Raw genomic sequence first — 16,424 nt, forward strand, 5'->3', positions numbered from 1 at the left:
GGTGAGTTTTTGTTGGGTAGATCAGGTATTAGTGAAGTTTGAGTTTTGCTTGAAGACTAAACGAGACTTGCGAAGTTTTAAAAACTTCGCAAGTCTTCATCCCCGTAGCACGTTCAAGCGTCAACGCTTGAATGCTCTCTAAAGTAAGCGTCCACGCTTATCAAACTAAGCTATGCTACGTAAGCCTGAACGCTCACTATTTTATTTATTCAAGCATAGACGCTTGAACTTGCGGAAAATTCTTATAATTAAGCACAATCGCCTTATATTTGCCCATGATTTCTTCGCAAAGATATGATCAGCGTGGCGTATCAGCCTCCAAAGACGATGTTCACAATGCCATCAAAAACATAGATAAAGGCATTTTTCCTAAAGCTTTCTGCAAAATAGTTCCGGATATCCTTACTAACGATGCCGAGTATTGCAACATTATGCATGCCGACGGTGCTGGTACCAAATCATCATTGGCCTACACCTATTGGAAAGAAACCGGCGATATCTCTGTTTGGCGCGGTATTGCCCAGGATGCCATCATCATGAACCTCGACGATCTGCTTTGTGTTGGTGCTACAGACAACATCCTATTATCATCAACCATCGGCCGCAACAAAAACCTGATCCCCGGGGAAGTGATCGCAGCCATCATTAACGGTACTGAAGAAATTTTAGCCGAACTGCGTGAAGCTGGTATAGGCATTTACTCAACAGGAGGCGAAACAGCCGATGTGGGCGATTTGGTACGCACCATCATTGTTGATTCGACAGTTACCTGCCGCATGAAACGTGAAGATGTGATCTCGAACCATCGCATTGAACCCGGCGATGTAATTGTTGGTCTTGCCTCGTACGGTCAAGCTACTTACGAAAAAGAATATAACGGCGGTATGGGTTCAAACGGCCTTACCTCGGCCCGTCACGATGTGTTTAATAAAACTATCGCCAATAAATATCCTGAGGCTTACGATGCGGCAATCCCTGATGAGCTTATCTTTTCGGGCAGTAAAAACCTTACCGATCCAATTGAGATAGGCAACGGAGAAACCATAACCGCGGGCAAACTGGTATTGAGCGCAACCCGCACCTATGCCCCAATCATTAAACAAATATTAGATGGCTACCGTAGCCAGGTACATGGCATGGTACATTGCAGCGGAGGCGCGCAAACCAAGGTGTTGCATTTTGTTGAGGGCTTACACATTATTAAGGATAACCTGTTCCCTGTTCCACCGCTGTTTAAACTCATCCACGAAGAATCAAAAACCAGCTGGCAGGAAATGTACAAGGTATTTAATATGGGGCACCGCATGGAGCTTTATGTACCTGAAGCCATAGCTGCCGATCTGATCAATATTTCCAAAAGCTTCGGTGTCGATGCGCAGATCATCGGCCGTGTTGAAAAAGCGGATACTAAAAAAGTAACCGTAACATCCGAATTTGGGGTGTTTGAATACGAATAAATAATAACGATATAAGCTTATGCTGAGGTTTTTGGCTACTTTATCACCATTGCAATTATGGTTGATATTTTTAGCCGAAAACCTTTTGGTTACTATCCTGGCCTTACTCTTCGGTTGGCTGATCCTCAAACTATCCAACAAACCAATAAAAGGGGCAAGCCGAAACGAGATCTTAACATGCCTGCTAACCAATGCCATCAATACGGGTATCACCTTTGCAGGGTACTATCTGTTTAAGCACAATTATATTTCGCTTACATTCGAAATAAACTGGTACATCCTACTCGATTTTTTACTGCTGTTTTTGCTGATGGACCTGGCTATGTTCATTTTCCACTACCTCATCCATCATTCAGTAATTTATAAAGCAATCCACAGGTTTCATCATCATTACGCCGATCCGATCCCTATCGATCTGTTTGTACTCCATCCTGTAGAAACCATTGGCTTTGGTTCGCTATGGCTGATAATATTAACACTGTACGGTTTTAATTTTTATGCGGTGCTGATTTATTTAACTGCTAATGTGTTTTTCGGAATCATGGGGCATTTAGGGATCGAACCTGTTCCTGCATCAATAAGAAAACTGTTTCCTTTTAAATATTTAGGTACGTCCTCCTTTCATCATCGCCACCACCTCGAGATAGGTTATAACTTTGGTTTTTATACCAATATCTGGGATAAGGTTTTCAGAACTTATAAACCCTGATTGCAAGGGATATATCTTGCAATCAAAAACCTTTAAATTTTCATATTGCCCCATAATAAACAAAAAAGCCCCGGCCAAATTGACCGGGGCTTCATTATAATATTGTAAGCAATTACTTAATTACCTGGATCAGGTTACCAAGAGTATTTGCTACGTAAACAGCACCTGCGTTATCAGCAACTACTGCCGATGGGCCGTTAAATGGAGTGATTACAGTAGAGAAACCACTACCAGCCAATGATGTTACAACACCGGCAGGAGTAATTTTACGTACCAGGTTGTTACCTGCATCAGCTACAAACAGGTTACCGTTAGCATCAATAGTGATACCGCTTGGGTGGCTAAATGAAGCTGCTTTACCAGTACCATCAGCGTTACCTGCTTTACCGGTACCTGCAAATGTGGTTACGTTACCTGATGCATCAATTTTACGAATGGTGTGGTTATTGGCATCAACTACAAATAAGTTACCTGCAGCATCAATAGCAATAGCACGCGGGCCGTTAAACAACGCAGCGGTACCGGTACCATCAGCATTACCTAATGATTTACCGGCAACAGTTGATATTGTACCGTCTACAGCAATTTTACGGATCAGGTTGTTACCATAATCAGCAACATATAAGTTACCAATAGCGTCAAGTGCTAAACCAGCCGGGTTATTGAAACGTGGATTAATAGCGGCAACTGTTGCAGTTGCCGGGATCACCGCATTGTTATTACCAGAGTTTCCGCTTACACCTGCGTACACATTAACAATACCTGTAGATGTGGCGATTTTACGAATAGTGTGGTTACCAAAATCGGCTACGAAAATATCGCCTGCTGCATTAGCAACAACACCAGTAGGACCGTTAAATGAAGCGGCATCACCAATTTTTGTGGCATTGGCGCTACCTGCAAGTAATGTTCCCGAAACGGTAGTTACAACACCAGCTGTGGTAACTTTGCGAATTTGGTTATTGCCTTTATCAGCGATCAGGATGTTACCAGATGCATCGATAGTCAATCCGTTTGGATAGTTGAATGAAGCCGCTGTGCCTTTACCGTTTGATGCACCAAATGCACCGCTACCTGCTAATGTGGTCACCACACCAGTAGTTGCTACCGGGTTTGGCAACGGCGCTACCTTATCATCTTTACAAGCCTGTAAAAAAGTGGCTGTAAAAAGTGAAAGGGATGCAATAATTATATTTTTATTAAATTTCATAATGCTACTTTCTTTAAATCAATAATAACTTAGTTAAAAATGTACCTAACACCAATTTGGGCCTGGAAACGTGAAAACTGGCTAATATCCTGTTTAAACGAGTTGGTAACAGGAGTTGAGGTATTTGGATCAAGATAAGGGAACGAATAAGTTGCCCTGCCTGTACCCGCATCTTTACCCATATAGGTTAACACGGTTGTTGCACCACTGTTAAAGCCATTATATGAAGTTTGATACAAGCCCCAGTTACGGTTAAGTAAGTTGGTAAAGTTGATCACGTCGAAGGTGAACTCCAATGTGTTTTTAACTTTTCCGGTTTTGACAAAGAAATCCTGAGCAAAGTGTAAGTCTAACCTTTTGTAGGTAGGCAAAATGGTACCGTTTCTTTGAGCGTACTGACCTCTGTGCGCGCTTAAGTACGAATCCTGGTTAATGAAGTTATTTAATTGTGTCCAGATTTGTGCTGGTGTACGTGTATCAACAGTACCATTTGAAGCGTTAGCAGCTCTAACTAACTGAATATCGCCTTGGTTTTTAGGAATGTACATCAAATCGTTAGTAGCGCCATCGTTGTTAGGGTCGCCCGAAGTGATGTAAGAGATAGCACCGCTGTTAGCTGCTTCGAAAACTAAACCAATTGTGCTGGCAGCGTTTTTAGAATATTGCTTACGGTATGATACTGTAGCGATGATACGGTTTGGCTGTACGTATGAGCTGTTTGAAAGATTATCGGCGTTAGGGTTACCGGCAACATACCTGGTATTCCAGATAGTAGCAGCAGTTGAACCACCGTCGTTAACATCTTTTGTTTTGGTGTAGGTATAAGCTACGCTTGCAGCAAAACCGCTGGTGAAGCTTTTTTGTAATTGACCGGTAATGAAGTATGAAAAACCTTTGTTTGTATTTTTCATATAGTATAAACCGGTGATACCAGGATTTGTAGCCGATTGAGCCGATGAAGCCGACGGAGTGATATTTTTAGAATCGTACTGGATCTGGCCTTCAACACCAGGAAGAGTAGTATAGCCATCAGACAATACTAAGTTTTGGTGATAGATAGCGCGGATATCTTTGGTGTAAGCACCTTCGATAGTACCAACGATGCCGAAAGGTAATTTCTGGTCGATAGCAAGGTTAGTTCTCCAGATTTTTGGATATTTTAAGTTTGGATCGGCTACGTCTAACTCGTATGAAGTAGCAGCTGCTCCGTTTGCTGGCCTGTTTTTGTTAACATCTTTATCAAATATTAACTGACCTTTGTTAGCATCGGTAGCATTTGCTTTGGTAATAGTGTATGAACCAAATAACAAACCGTTGTTTGATGCCTGGTTTGAGATCCAAACAAATGGTACAGAACCGGTAAATAAACCAGAACCGCCACGTACCTGAGTAGATCCATCACCATTAACATCCCAGTTAAAGCCTAAACGAGGTGATAATTGAACCCTGTTTTTTGGCAATCTTGAAACATCAACATGAGTACCGCCCTGGAAAGTTAAAGCGGCAGCATTTGAGTTTGAAGCCAAAGTAGTAGGGAATACATCATAATCAGCCCTTAAGCCGTAAGTTAACCTGAAATTATCAGTTACGTGGAATTTATCCTGTACGTAAACGCTATAGATCGAAGCTTTTATTTTAGCATAAGGAAAATCAGTACCAACGGCAGAGTAACGTAAAGTGTACGCTTGTGCCGGCAGGCCGTTTATGAAATCAGAAGCTGAGTTATAAGTATATAAACCGTTATAATCAGGAGCAAAACCGTTAGTGTAGCTCTGGATCTGGTTGCTTGTACCAATTGTAAACTCATGTTTACCTGAGAAGATGGTCAAGTCATCAGCAAACTGCCAGATGTTTGTGCTCAATAAGTTACCCGCTGTGTAAAGCTCAGAACCAAAGCTGGTTGCTGTTGCGTTAGCTGCAGTTACCACGTTACCGCTTGCATCACTAACACCGTTGCCTATATCAACCATTGGTATAGTTGAACTACCAAGGAAGTTACGGAAATCCCTTAAAGCAGAATAACCAACAGTAAGTTTGTTTGATACTTTATTGCTTAAACGTGTATCTAACTCAATAATACCGATATTAAAGTTATTGTTGATGGTGTAACCAGAACCGTAAAAAGGTAAAGTGGCTGAACCTGGCGCGCGCGTGGTACCATAGCCGATACCGCCGTTAGTGATACCCGAGTTACTTGCAGGCTGATCTTTAAATGATTTTAAGTAGAAATACTTAGCACTTAAAGTATTGTTTTTATCGATGTTCCAATCAAGTTTTGCAGTTAATTTATTGCTTGATGTACGATAGTTATAGCCTTCGTAAACACCTGGATCATAACCATAATCTGCAAGTTTTTGCTTAATGGCATCAAGTGTAGATGCTTGTACTTGCGATACGTTTGCACCGCTACGGCCGTCTTTTGCAGCCTGATAAACTGCTGAAGGTGGTTGAGTGATCCTTTCCTGCTCGCCTGATACGAATAAGAACAATTTGTTTTTGATGATTGGACCGCCTACGGCAACACCATTAGTATGGTAGTTTACATCAGTTACGTTAAGGTTGGTTGGGCCAACATGGTAACCTTGCAATTTTGAACCACGCGCAAAATAGTAAGCGGTACCTTTTACCTCGTTAGTACCTGATTTTACTACAGTATTTACACCGGCACCGGTAAAGTTACCCTGACGAACGTCGTAAGGAGCGATATCAACCTGGATCTGGTCGATCGCGTCTAACGAAATTGGCTGTGAGCTTGTTTGGCCACCTAATGTACCTGACAAACCAAATGAGTTGTTGAACAAGGCACCATCAACAGTAATGTTGTTAAAAGCGCTTGAACGACCACCAAAAGATAAACCGTTGGCAGATGGGGTTAATTTGGTAAAATCAGTTAATGAACGTGCAATAGTTGGCAGGTTTTCAATTTGCTGGCGGCTAATGGTTTCGCGAGCACCGGTACGTGAAGAGTTAATTACTTTTCCTTGTGTACCTACAATTTTAACCTCACCTAAAGCGGTAGTGTTATCTTTCAATGAAGCAGCGATCCTTTGATCCTGACCAATTGAAAGGGTAATGCCATCCTGAACGTAAGTAGCGTAGCCAATAAAGCTTACTTTAAAGGTGTATGGACCACCTACCCTTAAGTTAGGAATGTTGTAACGGCCATCGGCACGGGTTACAGTTGAGTACACAGTTCCGGTTGGATTGTGTGTAATAGTTACGGTTGCACCGGGAATAGCACCTTTAGCATCGGTAACGGTACCGTTAATGCTGGCGGTGGTTACACCCTGGGCTAATACGCTCTTACCAGTGAAGAACGAAAAGCCAATGAGTAGTAATAAAAGAAGGTAATGCTTCCTCATAAATTGCTTTTTTAATTATACGTTTAATTAATTGGCGCAAAGATAATTAATGGACTAATTACCAATGTTAAATTAAGGTTAACAATTATTATATATTTATCAACATTTTACAACATAAATACAAAACCCACAAAATAATGGCTATTATTAATAAAAATATTGCAAATTTTATATCCTAAATCATATTGGGGCAACGGTTAAAATTAACACATTACATATTTTGACATAAGGAAGATATAAAGCGCCCCATGCCGGTCATTATGCATTTGTTTGCATTTCATTGTTTCAGCCCTTTTACTTAGCTTTGGCATTCAAAAAATGAAGCCCGTTTTTTAAGACTTATTAAAAACAGGGCATTATTTACCTTTTTGAAGAAATTAAAAAGTATATCAATAATATGGATTACGATGTAATTGTTATTGGGTCTGGTCCGGGTGGTTACGTAGCAGCTATCCGCGCATCCCAGCTTGGTTTAAAAACCGCCATTGTCGAGAAAGAATCATTAGGCGGCATCTGCTTAAACTGGGGTTGTATCCCAACCAAGGCTTTGTTAAAAAGCGCCCAGGTTTTTGAATACCTTAACCATAGTGCCGATTACGGTATTAAAATTAACGGTGCCGGCGAGGTTGACTTTGCCGCTGTTGTTAAAAGAAGCCGCAACGTTGCCGATGGCATGAGCAAAGGTGTTCAGTTTTTAATGAAGAAAAACAAAATTGACGTACTTACCGGCTTTGGCAAATTAAAAAGCAAAGGCGTAGTTGAAGTTAAAGCTGCCGATGGCACTGCTAAAGACTATAAAGGCAAGCACATTATATTAGCAACCGGCGGCCGCTCGCGCGAGTTACCAAACCTTAAACAGGATGGTAAAAAAGTTATCGGCTACCGCCAGGCTATGGTATTGCCTCAACAGCCAAAATCAATGGTTGTAGTTGGTTCGGGCGCTATCGGTATTGAGTTCGCTTATTTCTACAACTCTATCGGCACCAAAGTTACTGTGGTGGAGTTTTTAGATAACATTGTTCCGTTAGAGGATGAAGATGTATCACGTGGTTTAAACCGCATCCTTAAAAAACAAGGTATCAATATCATGACCAGCTCAAACGTTGAGTCGGTTGATACCAGCGGTGAGTTGTGCAAGGTAACTGTTAAAACAGCTACAGGTACTGAAGTACTTGAGGCCGAGATCGTATTATCTGCAGTAGGTATCGCTACCAACCTTGAAGGCATTGGTCTTGAAGAAAACGGCGTTAAAACCGAGCGCGGCAAAGTATTGGTTGACGATTACTACCGTACCAACGTTGAAGGCGTTTACGCCATTGGCGATATTGTTAAAGGTCAGGCTTTGGCCCACGTAGCATCTGCCGAAGGTATTATCTGCGTTGAAAAAATCGCTGGTCAAAACCCTCATCCACTTGATTACAACAACATCCCTGGCTGTACTTACTGCTCGCCGGAGGTTGCTTCTGTTGGTTATACCGAAAAAGCCGCTAAAGAAGCTGGTTACGAAGTTAAAGTTGGTAAATTCCCATTCTCAGCATCGGGTAAAGCAAGTGCTGCCGGCGCTAAAGATGGTTTTGTAAAAGTGATATTTGACGCTAAATACGGCGAGTTTTTAGGAGCGCACATGTTAGGTTATAATGTTACCGAAATGATTGCCGAAGTGGTTACAGCCCGCAAACTGGAAGCTACCGGTCATGAAATTATCAAATCGGTACACCCTCACCCAACCATGAGCGAAGCTGTAATGGAAGCAGCTGCCGAAGCTTACGGCGAGTGTATCCACTTATAAGTCGAAAGTATTAAGTTTTAAGTCTGAAGCCCGAAGTATTGATTATAATACTTCGGGCTTCTTTTTTATATGATATATTTGGATACCGACTTGAGACTTAAAACTTACGACTTTGAACTTACATACCATCGATACCGGTTTATTTAAATTAGATGGCGGCGCTATGTTTGGCGTAGTACCCAAGACCATCTGGAACAAAACCAACCCTGCCGACGAGAATAATCTTTGCACCTGGGCCATGCGCTGCCTCCTGGTTGAGGATGGCGATAGGCTTACCCTGATAGATACCGGCATCGGCAATAAACAAAGCGAAAAATTTTTCAGCCATTATTATTTACATGGCGATGCAAGTCTGGATAGTTCGCTTAAATCACTGGGTTTTCACCGGGATGATATTACCGATGTATTTTTAACCCACCTACATTTTGACCATGTTGGCGGTGCTGTTGTTCGCGACGGAGAATCACTTAATCCAGCCTTTAAAAACGCCACCTACTGGAGCAACCCTAAACATTGGGATTGGGCAGTAAACCCAAACGAGCGTGAAAAAGCTTCTTTTTTTAAAGAGAATATTATTCCGATACAACAGAGCGGACAATTAAAGTTCATCGACGCTATAGATGGTGTAAACTTCAGCAATGATTTTGATGTGCGCTTTGTATCAGGCCATACCGAATCAATGATGTTGCCGCTTATTAATTATAATGGCCGGAAAATATTATATATGGCAGATCTGTTACCATCAACCGGGCACCTGCCTATCCCCTATGTAATGGGATATGATATGTTCCCGTTAACTACGCTTGCAGAGAAGAAACTGTTCCTGAACGAAGCACTGGAAAACGAGTATGTTTTATACTTTGAACACGACCCTGTAAACGAATGCTGCACTTTACAACAAACTGAAAAAGGCATTAGAGTTAAGGAAACCTTTAAGCTTAGCGAGTTATAATTTCCCGCATTCCGCAAAAATCATACCGCTTGCAGCATTCCTTAACAATAACGTTAAAATTACACTTATTCTTAATTTAATTTTCACAATACACTAAATATCAAGCTATTAAAATTTTTCTTAATTACACATTTTTTTTCAAAATACGTTATGCAATTGTAATTTTTTAGAACAAATTTGTAGCTTTACATGTTGTAATCCCTAAACACGAATAGCGAGGCTTAATAACTAAATGAGACAACTCAAAATAACGCAATCCATTACCAATCGCGAATCGCAGTCGCTTGATAAATATCTGCACGAGATTGGTAAGGTAGACCTAATAACCGCTGAAGAAGAAGTAATTTTAGCTCAAAAGATCCGCGAGGGCGACCAGGCGGCTTTAGAACGTTTAACTAAAACCAACCTCCGTTTCGTTGTATCTGTTGCTAAACAATACCAAAACCAGGGCTTAACGCTGGGCGATTTGATCAATGAGGGGAACCTCGGGTTGATCAAGGCTGCCAAACGTTTTGACGAAACCAAGGGTTTTAAATTCATCTCGTACGCTGTATGGTGGATCCGTCAGTCGATTTTGCAGGCTATTGCCGAGCAATCGCGTATTGTGCGTTTACCGCTTAACCAGGTAGGTTCATTAAGTAAAATAAGCAAGGCATTTTCAAAATTAGAGCAAGAATACGAACGCGAACCATCGCCCGAAGAACTTGCCGACATTTTGGAAACCACCGTTGATAAGATCTCGGATACGCTGAGTAATTCAGGCCGTCATGTATCAATGGATGCCCCGTTTGTTCAGGGTGAGGAAAATACGCTGTTAGATGTACTGGAAAACCAGGAACCTAATACGGATTCGATCCTGATCAATGAGTCGTTATCTGAAGAGATCAAACGTTCGTTATCTACACTTACCGAGCGTGAGCGCGAGATCATCGTGTTGTTTTTCGGTTTAGGAACCAACCACCCGCTATCTTTAGAAGAAATAGGCGAAAAATTCAACCTTACCCGCGAGCGTGTTCGCCAGATCAAGGATAAAGCATTACAACGCCTTCGTCATACTTCAAGGAGCAAGATCTTGAAATCGTACTTAGGTTAATTAAAGCCTTCTCAATATTCGAAGCCATCGGTTATAGCCGATGGCTTTTTTTGTTTAGTACACACTACTAACCTCCAGCCTCTACCTTTCGTCTTCTCCAACATGTCATTGCGAGGTACGAAGCAATCGCACGGAAGTCGAGGAGTTATGCAAATCCGCCCTGTACAGTTCGCGATTGCTTCGTATCTCGCAATGACATGCTTTATAGTTGACCTTTTCAACACACAAACTTGAACCACTCAACACATTCCATTCCCTCTCCTATTCCGAAGTTTGTGTTATTGAAAAACACAAACATCCTAACAAATGAAAAAAACAGTTTTAATAACAGGAGCATCATCAGGCATAGGTAAAGAAGCTGCCAAATATTTCGCGGCAAACAACTGGAATGTGATAGCCACCATGCGCAACCCCGAAAAAGAAACCGAACTAACCGGTAACGAAAACATTCTAATAACCCGCCTCGACGTACAGGATCGGGATAGTATTAAAACGGCAATAGCAGCAGGCATCAATAAATTCGGCCAGATAGACACGTTGATAAACAATGCGGGCTATGGCCAGTTCGGCATATTCGAAGCCACAGCCGAAAAACAAATACGCGACCAGTTTGATGTAAACGTATTTGGTGTGATGGATACCATCAAAGCTATACTCCCCCATTTCCGCGAACGTAAAGAAGGTACCATTATCAATATAAGCTCAGGAGCGGGCAAATTCACCATCCCGCTTATCTCTTTATACGCTGCGTCCAAATTTGCTTTAGAGGGCTTTTCTGAGGCCTTATCCTTCGAGCTGGCCAGCCTTAACATCAAAGTAAAAATAGTTGAACCGGGCGGCACCGAAACCAACTTCAGCGCGGTGAGTAACGAAGCTTTTTCGCAAACTGAAAAAATTGCCGATTATGACCCGTTTATAGCATCCGCAGCGCAAATGTTCCAAGGCATGCGCGATGCAAAACTGGTTACCGCCACAAATGTAGCAGAGGTAATTTATAACGCAGCAACTGATTGTAATGATAAACTCCGCTACCCGATAGGTAATGATGACTTTGGCAGGCGTATGGCGGCCCGCAAGGATATGAGCGATCAGGAATATATTGATTTTATTAAAAGCGGTTATTTAAAGTATTTGTAGGATCAATTTCAATTCTCTCCCGAGATGGGGGGCGATGGGAAAGAGCGATGGCAGGGGTGTGTTATGCAAGCGATAAGCCGGGTGCACAATAACACACCCCTCCACCCCTCTCAAGAGGGGAATCGCACGACCCACGCTTTCTTCTTTGCTAACATTATCTTACCCCACATTCTCTTTACTTTTGTATTCATGAGCACCTCCCAACCCAAGCTGCCGCCCATAGTTCACGCCTGCTACTTCGCTTCATCAAGCAGGGGCGAACAATTTATACCTGTGCACACCTTTAGCTATCAACAGGCAGGAAAAATTGCAGCAAACGACGGCACAAAGGAGTACGAGTTTAATGAGGGCGAATTTAGGTTTGCAGTAGGAAATAAACTGGCCAAATATTATAAGATCCCGCCACCAAACGGTGCATTCAGATCAATAGCCATATTTTTTGATGAAGAAATGCTGCGTGAAATGAGCGCCATCCATGGTTTCACGGCAACTCAAAAACCGGGTAGTGATATTTTCCTGAGGCTTACACCTCATCAGGCTTATAAAGATCTTTTCAATTCGCTCATCCCCTACCTCAATGCCGACCAGACCCTGGATAAGGAGCTACTCAACCTAAAAGCAAGAGAAGCCCTGCTCATCATCATGAAAGTAAATCCCGAACTTAAAGATATCCTGTTCGATTTCAGCAAACCCGGAAAGATCGACCTGGAAACTTTCATGCAGAAAAACTATCACTTTAAAGTTAGCCTCGAACGTTTCGCGTTTTTAACCGGGCGTAGCCTCGCTACTTTTAAACGCGATTTTGAAAAAGTATTTAACATCTCACCAAGTCGCTGGTTAACCCAACGTCGCTTGCAGCAGGCTTATTATCTGATCAAAGAAATGGGGAAACGCCCGTCAGAAATATATGTAGATCTCGGCTTTGAAGATTTTTCGCATTTTACTTATGCGTTTCGGCAGCTTTACGGGGCTTCTCCTACAAAAATATAAGCGACCTTTTTTTATCTATATCCCGCCACGTCATTGCGAGGAACGAAGCAATCGCACGGAAGCCGAGAGGCAATGCAGAGCCGCCCTGTATAGTTCGTGATTGCTTCGTACCTCGCAATGACATGGGGAAGTAACTGGGCTTACAAGCACAAAAAAAGCGGCGGGTAAAACCCACCGCTTTCATATTTTAAAAGGTTTAGCAACTAATCTCTAATCACCAACCTCTAATCTCTAAATTACAACGCTAAAACTTCTTTAACGCGATCAGCAGCTTCTTTCAGCAATATAGCCGAGTAAACTTTTAAACCTGAGTTATCGATCAATGCTTTGGCTTCGGCAGCGTTAGTGCCTTGCAAACGAACGATGATAGGCACAGGGATATTACCAATTTCGTTATAAGCATCAATTACACCTTGCGCAACACGATCGCAACGAACAATACCACCGAAGATATTGATCAGGATAGCTTTAACGTTAGGATCAGACAGGATGATATTGAAACCTGCTTTTACGGTTTGCGCGTTGGCAGTACCACCTACGTCCAAAAAGTTAGCCGGCTCACCACCTGCAATTTTGATAATGTCCATGGTAGCCATAGCTAAACCTGCGCCGTTAACCATACAACCAACGTTACCGTCAAGTTTTACATAGTTAAGGTTTGATTTGCTTGCTTCAACCTCGGTTGGATCTTCCTCGTCGGTATCACGCAATGTAGCGTAATCCGGGTGACGGTAAAGCGCGTTATCGTCAAGGTTTACTTTGGCATCAACGGCTAAAATTTTATTATCTGAGGTTTTTAAAACCGGGTTAATTTCAAACTGTGATGAATCGGTACCTTCATAGGCTTTGTATAAAGCAGCAATGAATTTGGTCATGTCTTTAAACGCTTCGCCTTCAAGGCCAAGGTTAAAAGCGATTTTGCGGGTTTGGAAACCTTGCAGACCAACTTTAGGATCGATCTCTTCTTTAAATATCAATTCGGGAGTTGAATGAGCAACGTCTTCAATGTCCATACCACCTTCGGTACTGTACATGATAATGTTACGGCCACGAGCGCGATCAAGCAATACGCTCATGTAAAACTCCTTGGTTTCGCTTTCGCCAGGGTAGTAAACATCCTGTGCAACTAAAACCTTTTTTACTTTTTTACCTTCGGGACCGGTTTGCGGTGTTACCAATTGCATACCTAAAATATTGCCGGTAAGTTCTTTTACCTGGTCTATATTTTTAGCCAATTTAACGCCACCACCTTTACCACGGCCACCGGCGTGGATCTGTGCTTTTATAACTACCCAGCTCGAACCCAGGTCTTCTTTCAATTTTTGGGCAGCTTCAACAGCCTGCTCAACAGTATCGGCAACAATGCCTTCCTGAACTCTAACGCCATAGCTTTTTAATATCGCTTTACCCTGATATTCGTGAATATTCATATTTTGAAGAATTTGCGGTAAAGCTACAATTTTGTTTGAAACGGTAAAGTGCTTGTTTCAGTTTATTTGGCCTAACAGACTTAAATAACATTGTATTTACAAATACGTCAACTACAATTAAAACGGGCAACCTGCGTTATTCAGCTAACCTTTCATAATTAGTTCCATGCGCGATGCCTTAAAAGTCACCTGGTATTTTTACAGATCCATATTATGGTGGTGCGTGATCACCAGTCTGGCTTGTGCCTATTACACGCTTCCGGGATATATCAACGTAGTTGAATCATATATTTTAAAGCTGATGAGTTACGGCTTGATCGTTGGTTTTCAATACATTTACCATAACGCTAATAAAACATTCTTTTATTACCGCAACGCCGGATACAATATTGATAGCCTGTACATTTATAGTTTTACGGCCGATGCCTTGGCCTACGGTATATTCATTTCCATCTCAAAACTCATATTGCATTGGGTCAGCATATTTTAAAAACCGATAGCGTTCACCTGGAGTTTGATGGACGCAAAATATTACAGGATATTTATATCGATTGCCGCCAGGGCGAAGTAGTTGGCATGCTTGGCCGAAATGGCTGCGGCAAATCATCCTTGTTGCGTATTATCTTCGGATCGTTAAAGGCATCGTACAAACACATCAGCATCAATGATATCTATGTAGATAAAGGCTATCACAACGGCCGGGTAGCTTATCTGCCACAGCACGGTTACCTTCCACTAAATATAAAAATCAACCAGCTTGCCGAACCCATTATCGATCCGCAATTTTGGGACGATTTCAGCAACCATCCCATCTACCAACAATATCATAACCAAAAACCGGCTCAATTATCCGGAGGAGAGTTACGACAGCTGGAAACACTGATGTGCATTTACAGTCGTGCCGATTTTATTTTGCTGGATGAGCCTTTTACCCATGTATCGCCGGTACAAACGGAAATGTTTAAAGATATCATTCGCAAGGTGGCGCGGGTGAAGGGAATCATTGTAACAGACCATCAGTATTATAATATATTGGATGTGGCTGATAGGATAATTTTGATCACCAATGGAGCTACTAAACCTATTGCTACGCCTGATGATCTGATAGTTCATGGTTATGTGAGCCACCTGCGGGAAGTGTAATAACCCAAAAAACTTTGTCATCCTGAGGCACGAAGGATCTTCTTCAGGAGGCAGGTTCACCGTACAGGGCGAAGAAGATGCTTCGTACCTCAGCATGACAACCATTAATTTTTTAATTCCGCATCCCTGTAACGTACCCTCGCCAATCATAGTCTATTAGGTATAGTATTAATGCGATGCCTAAGGTTTATATATTGATCACAATTTTCATTCTTTGCTGCTTTGGCGCGGCAGGGAAAGATCATATGACCCTAAACGGCATCACTTTTAAAAACGCGAAAGTAGAACCCGATCCCGCGCCTACCGCCGATTTTAAAACGCTGGTTATCCCTATAAAACGGGCAGGCAACCTCATCATTATTGAAGCGCAGATAGATACCCTGGAAGGTAATTTTGTACTTGATACCGGGGCGCCATACCTGGTACTGAACGAAACTTATTTCCGGGATCTGCCGCATGTATCCGAACAGGAATCTGGCGGGGTGAATGGTTTGGCGGGCAGTTCTTTCAGTACATACATCCGTAACTTTGATATTCTCGACCTACATTACCCAAAACTCAAAGCCGATGTTACCGACCTATCGGCCATAGAAAATGGTAAAGGGATAAAAATATTAGGCTTATTAGGCACTAAGCTTTTTGCCGATTTTGCTATCACTGTTGATCTTTTCCGCAATACCCTCTACATACAAAAGCTGGACGAGAAAGGCGAAATACCTGAGGCCGAAAAGGTTTTTCATGATAGGTTTATGACCAGTCCCTTTAGTTTGTTGAACGATGTTATTTTATTGAAAGGCACCGTGAACGACAGATCATTATGGTTTGCCTTTGACAGCGCGGCCGAAACCAGTCTGCTTGATTATAGCCGCGCTAAAAAGTTGTTGCCGCAGATGGAAGTTATCAGTCGTTCAAAAATCATGGGTATAGGCGGCACCTCTATCGAAGTAATTTATACCCGCTTTGATGATCTGGTGGTGGGCGACCGGAAGTACATGAAAAACCGGATCCTGATCACCAATCTCGAAAAAATGAGCACAGCTTATGGTTATAAAATAGATGGCGTGCTGGGTTACGACTTTTTTGTACGCGGCATATTCACTATCAACTTTGTTAAAAAACAATTTGAAATGTACATTTACAATAACCAGTAAA

At 42.1% G+C, this 16,424-nt stretch carries 13 protein-coding genes; 10 read left to right on the plus strand and 3 right to left on the minus strand.

The features are described 5' to 3' along the window. The first annotated feature begins 275 nt into the window (after window positions 1-275). Together AAFN85_RS28620 and AAFN85_RS28625 are read left to right on the plus strand one after the other, a co-directional pair. A complete protein-coding gene (locus AAFN85_RS28620) occupies window positions 276-1,457 on the plus strand; it encodes an AIR synthase related protein (protein ID WP_347531395.1) in 1,182 nt (393 codons plus the stop codon). Window positions 1,458-1,476: 19 nt separating this feature from the next. Then, window positions 1,477-2,166: a sterol desaturase family protein gene (locus tag AAFN85_RS28625; RefSeq protein ID WP_347531396.1), complete on the plus strand. Its 690-nt coding sequence runs from the start codon at window positions 1,477-1,479 to the stop codon at window positions 2,164-2,166. Between the two features lie 112 nt (window positions 2,167-2,278). Here the strand turns inward: AAFN85_RS28625 and AAFN85_RS28630 are convergent, their stop codons facing one another. Together AAFN85_RS28630 and AAFN85_RS28635 are read right to left on the minus strand one after the other, a co-directional pair. After that, complete coding sequence (locus AAFN85_RS28630) at window positions 2,279-3,376, minus strand: hypothetical protein (RefSeq protein WP_347531397.1); 1,098 nt, start codon at window positions 3,374-3,376, stop codon at window positions 2,279-2,281. 29 nt (window positions 3,377-3,405) lie between these two features. Further along, window positions 3,406-6,738 carry a TonB-dependent receptor gene (locus AAFN85_RS28635; RefSeq protein ID WP_347531398.1) on the minus strand — a complete coding sequence of 1,111 codons (3,333 nt, stop codon included), beginning with the start codon at window positions 6,736-6,738 and terminating at the stop codon, window positions 3,406-3,408. A 397-nt stretch (window positions 6,739-7,135) separates the two neighbouring features. Here AAFN85_RS28635 and lpdA point away from each other — a divergent pair, with 397 nt between their 5' ends. The 5 genes from lpdA (at window position 7,136) to AAFN85_RS28660 (ending at window position 12,699) form a co-directional block, all read left to right on the plus strand. Continuing rightward, the gene (gene lpdA, locus AAFN85_RS28640) at window positions 7,136-8,527 is read left to right on the plus strand and encodes a dihydrolipoyl dehydrogenase (protein WP_347531399.1); all 1,392 of its coding nucleotides are present in this window, start codon (window positions 7,136-7,138) and stop codon (window positions 8,525-8,527) included. A 112-nt stretch (window positions 8,528-8,639) separates the two neighbouring features. After that, window positions 8,640-9,479 (plus strand): MBL fold metallo-hydrolase, encoded by an 840-nt coding sequence (locus tag AAFN85_RS28645; protein ID WP_347531400.1) that lies wholly within the window; start codon window positions 8,640-8,642, stop codon window positions 9,477-9,479. A gap of 232 nt (window positions 9,480-9,711) precedes the next feature. Then, complete coding sequence (locus AAFN85_RS28650) at window positions 9,712-10,572, plus strand: RNA polymerase sigma factor RpoD/SigA (protein WP_090466905.1); 861 nt, start codon at window positions 9,712-9,714, stop codon at window positions 10,570-10,572. A 306-nt stretch (window positions 10,573-10,878) separates the two neighbouring features. Further along, entirely contained in the window at window positions 10,879-11,709 is an 831-nt protein-coding gene (locus tag AAFN85_RS28655) for an SDR family oxidoreductase (RefSeq protein ID WP_347531401.1), read from the plus strand. Window positions 11,710-11,898: 189 nt separating this feature from the next. Then, complete coding sequence (locus AAFN85_RS28660; RefSeq protein WP_347531402.1) at window positions 11,899-12,699, plus strand: AraC family transcriptional regulator; 801 nt, start codon at window positions 11,899-11,901, stop codon at window positions 12,697-12,699. Between the two features lie 236 nt (window positions 12,700-12,935). Here AAFN85_RS28660 and sucC read toward each other — a convergent pair whose 3' ends face one another. Next, on the minus strand, window positions 12,936-14,129 hold the full coding sequence (gene sucC, locus AAFN85_RS28665) for an ADP-forming succinate--CoA ligase subunit beta (RefSeq protein WP_347531403.1): 1,194 nt from the start codon (window positions 14,127-14,129) through the stop codon (window positions 12,936-12,938). Between the two features lie 166 nt (window positions 14,130-14,295). Between sucC and AAFN85_RS28670 the strand changes: the two genes are divergently transcribed. From AAFN85_RS28670 to AAFN85_RS28680, 3 genes are all read left to right on the plus strand, one after another. Then, window positions 14,296-14,619, plus strand: a complete 324-nt coding sequence (locus tag AAFN85_RS28670) for a hypothetical protein (protein WP_347531404.1) — start codon at window positions 14,296-14,298, stop codon at window positions 14,617-14,619. Continuing rightward, window positions 14,601-15,272, plus strand: coding sequence for an ATP-binding cassette domain-containing protein (locus AAFN85_RS28675; RefSeq protein ID WP_347531405.1), 672 nt, complete (start codon window positions 14,601-14,603; stop codon window positions 15,270-15,272). Before AAFN85_RS28670 ends, AAFN85_RS28675 begins: the two co-directional genes overlap by 19 nt. A 176-nt stretch (window positions 15,273-15,448) precedes the next feature. Next, a complete protein-coding gene (locus AAFN85_RS28680; RefSeq protein WP_347531406.1) occupies window positions 15,449-16,423 on the plus strand; it encodes a pepsin/retropepsin-like aspartic protease family protein in 975 nt (324 codons plus the stop codon). Window position 16,424: the final 1 nt, after the last annotated feature.

It is taken from the genome of Mucilaginibacter sp. CAU 1740, assembly GCF_039839285.1.
Lineage (GTDB): Bacteria > Bacteroidota > Bacteroidia > Sphingobacteriales > Sphingobacteriaceae > Mucilaginibacter.

Coding starts and splice junctions, on each gene's coding strand:
- AAFN85_RS28680 (WP_347531406.1), top strand. CDS start 15,449: ATGCCTAAGGTTTATATATTGATCACAATTTTCATTCTTTGCTGCTTT.
- sucC (WP_347531403.1), bottom strand. CDS start 14,129: ATGAATATTCACGAATATCAGGGTAAAGCGATATTAAAAAGCTATGGC.
- AAFN85_RS28660 (WP_347531402.1), top strand. CDS start 11,899: ATGAGCACCTCCCAACCCAAGCTGCCGCCCATAGTTCACGCCTGCTAC.
- AAFN85_RS28650 (WP_090466905.1), top strand. CDS start 9,712: ATGAGACAACTCAAAATAACGCAATCCATTACCAATCGCGAATCGCAG.
- AAFN85_RS28630 (WP_347531397.1), bottom strand. CDS start 3,376: ATGAAATTTAATAAAAATATAATTATTGCATCCCTTTCACTTTTTACA.
- AAFN85_RS28625 (WP_347531396.1), top strand. CDS start 1,477: ATGCTGAGGTTTTTGGCTACTTTATCACCATTGCAATTATGGTTGATA.
- AAFN85_RS28655 (WP_347531401.1), top strand. CDS start 10,879: ATGAAAAAAACAGTTTTAATAACAGGAGCATCATCAGGCATAGGTAAA.
- lpdA (WP_347531399.1), top strand. CDS start 7,136: ATGGATTACGATGTAATTGTTATTGGGTCTGGTCCGGGTGGTTACGTA.
- AAFN85_RS28670 (WP_347531404.1), top strand. CDS start 14,296: ATGCGCGATGCCTTAAAAGTCACCTGGTATTTTTACAGATCCATATTA.
- AAFN85_RS28620 (WP_347531395.1), top strand. CDS start 276: ATGATTTCTTCGCAAAGATATGATCAGCGTGGCGTATCAGCCTCCAAA.
- AAFN85_RS28635 (WP_347531398.1), bottom strand. CDS start 6,738: ATGAGGAAGCATTACCTTCTTTTATTACTACTCATTGGCTTTTCGTTC.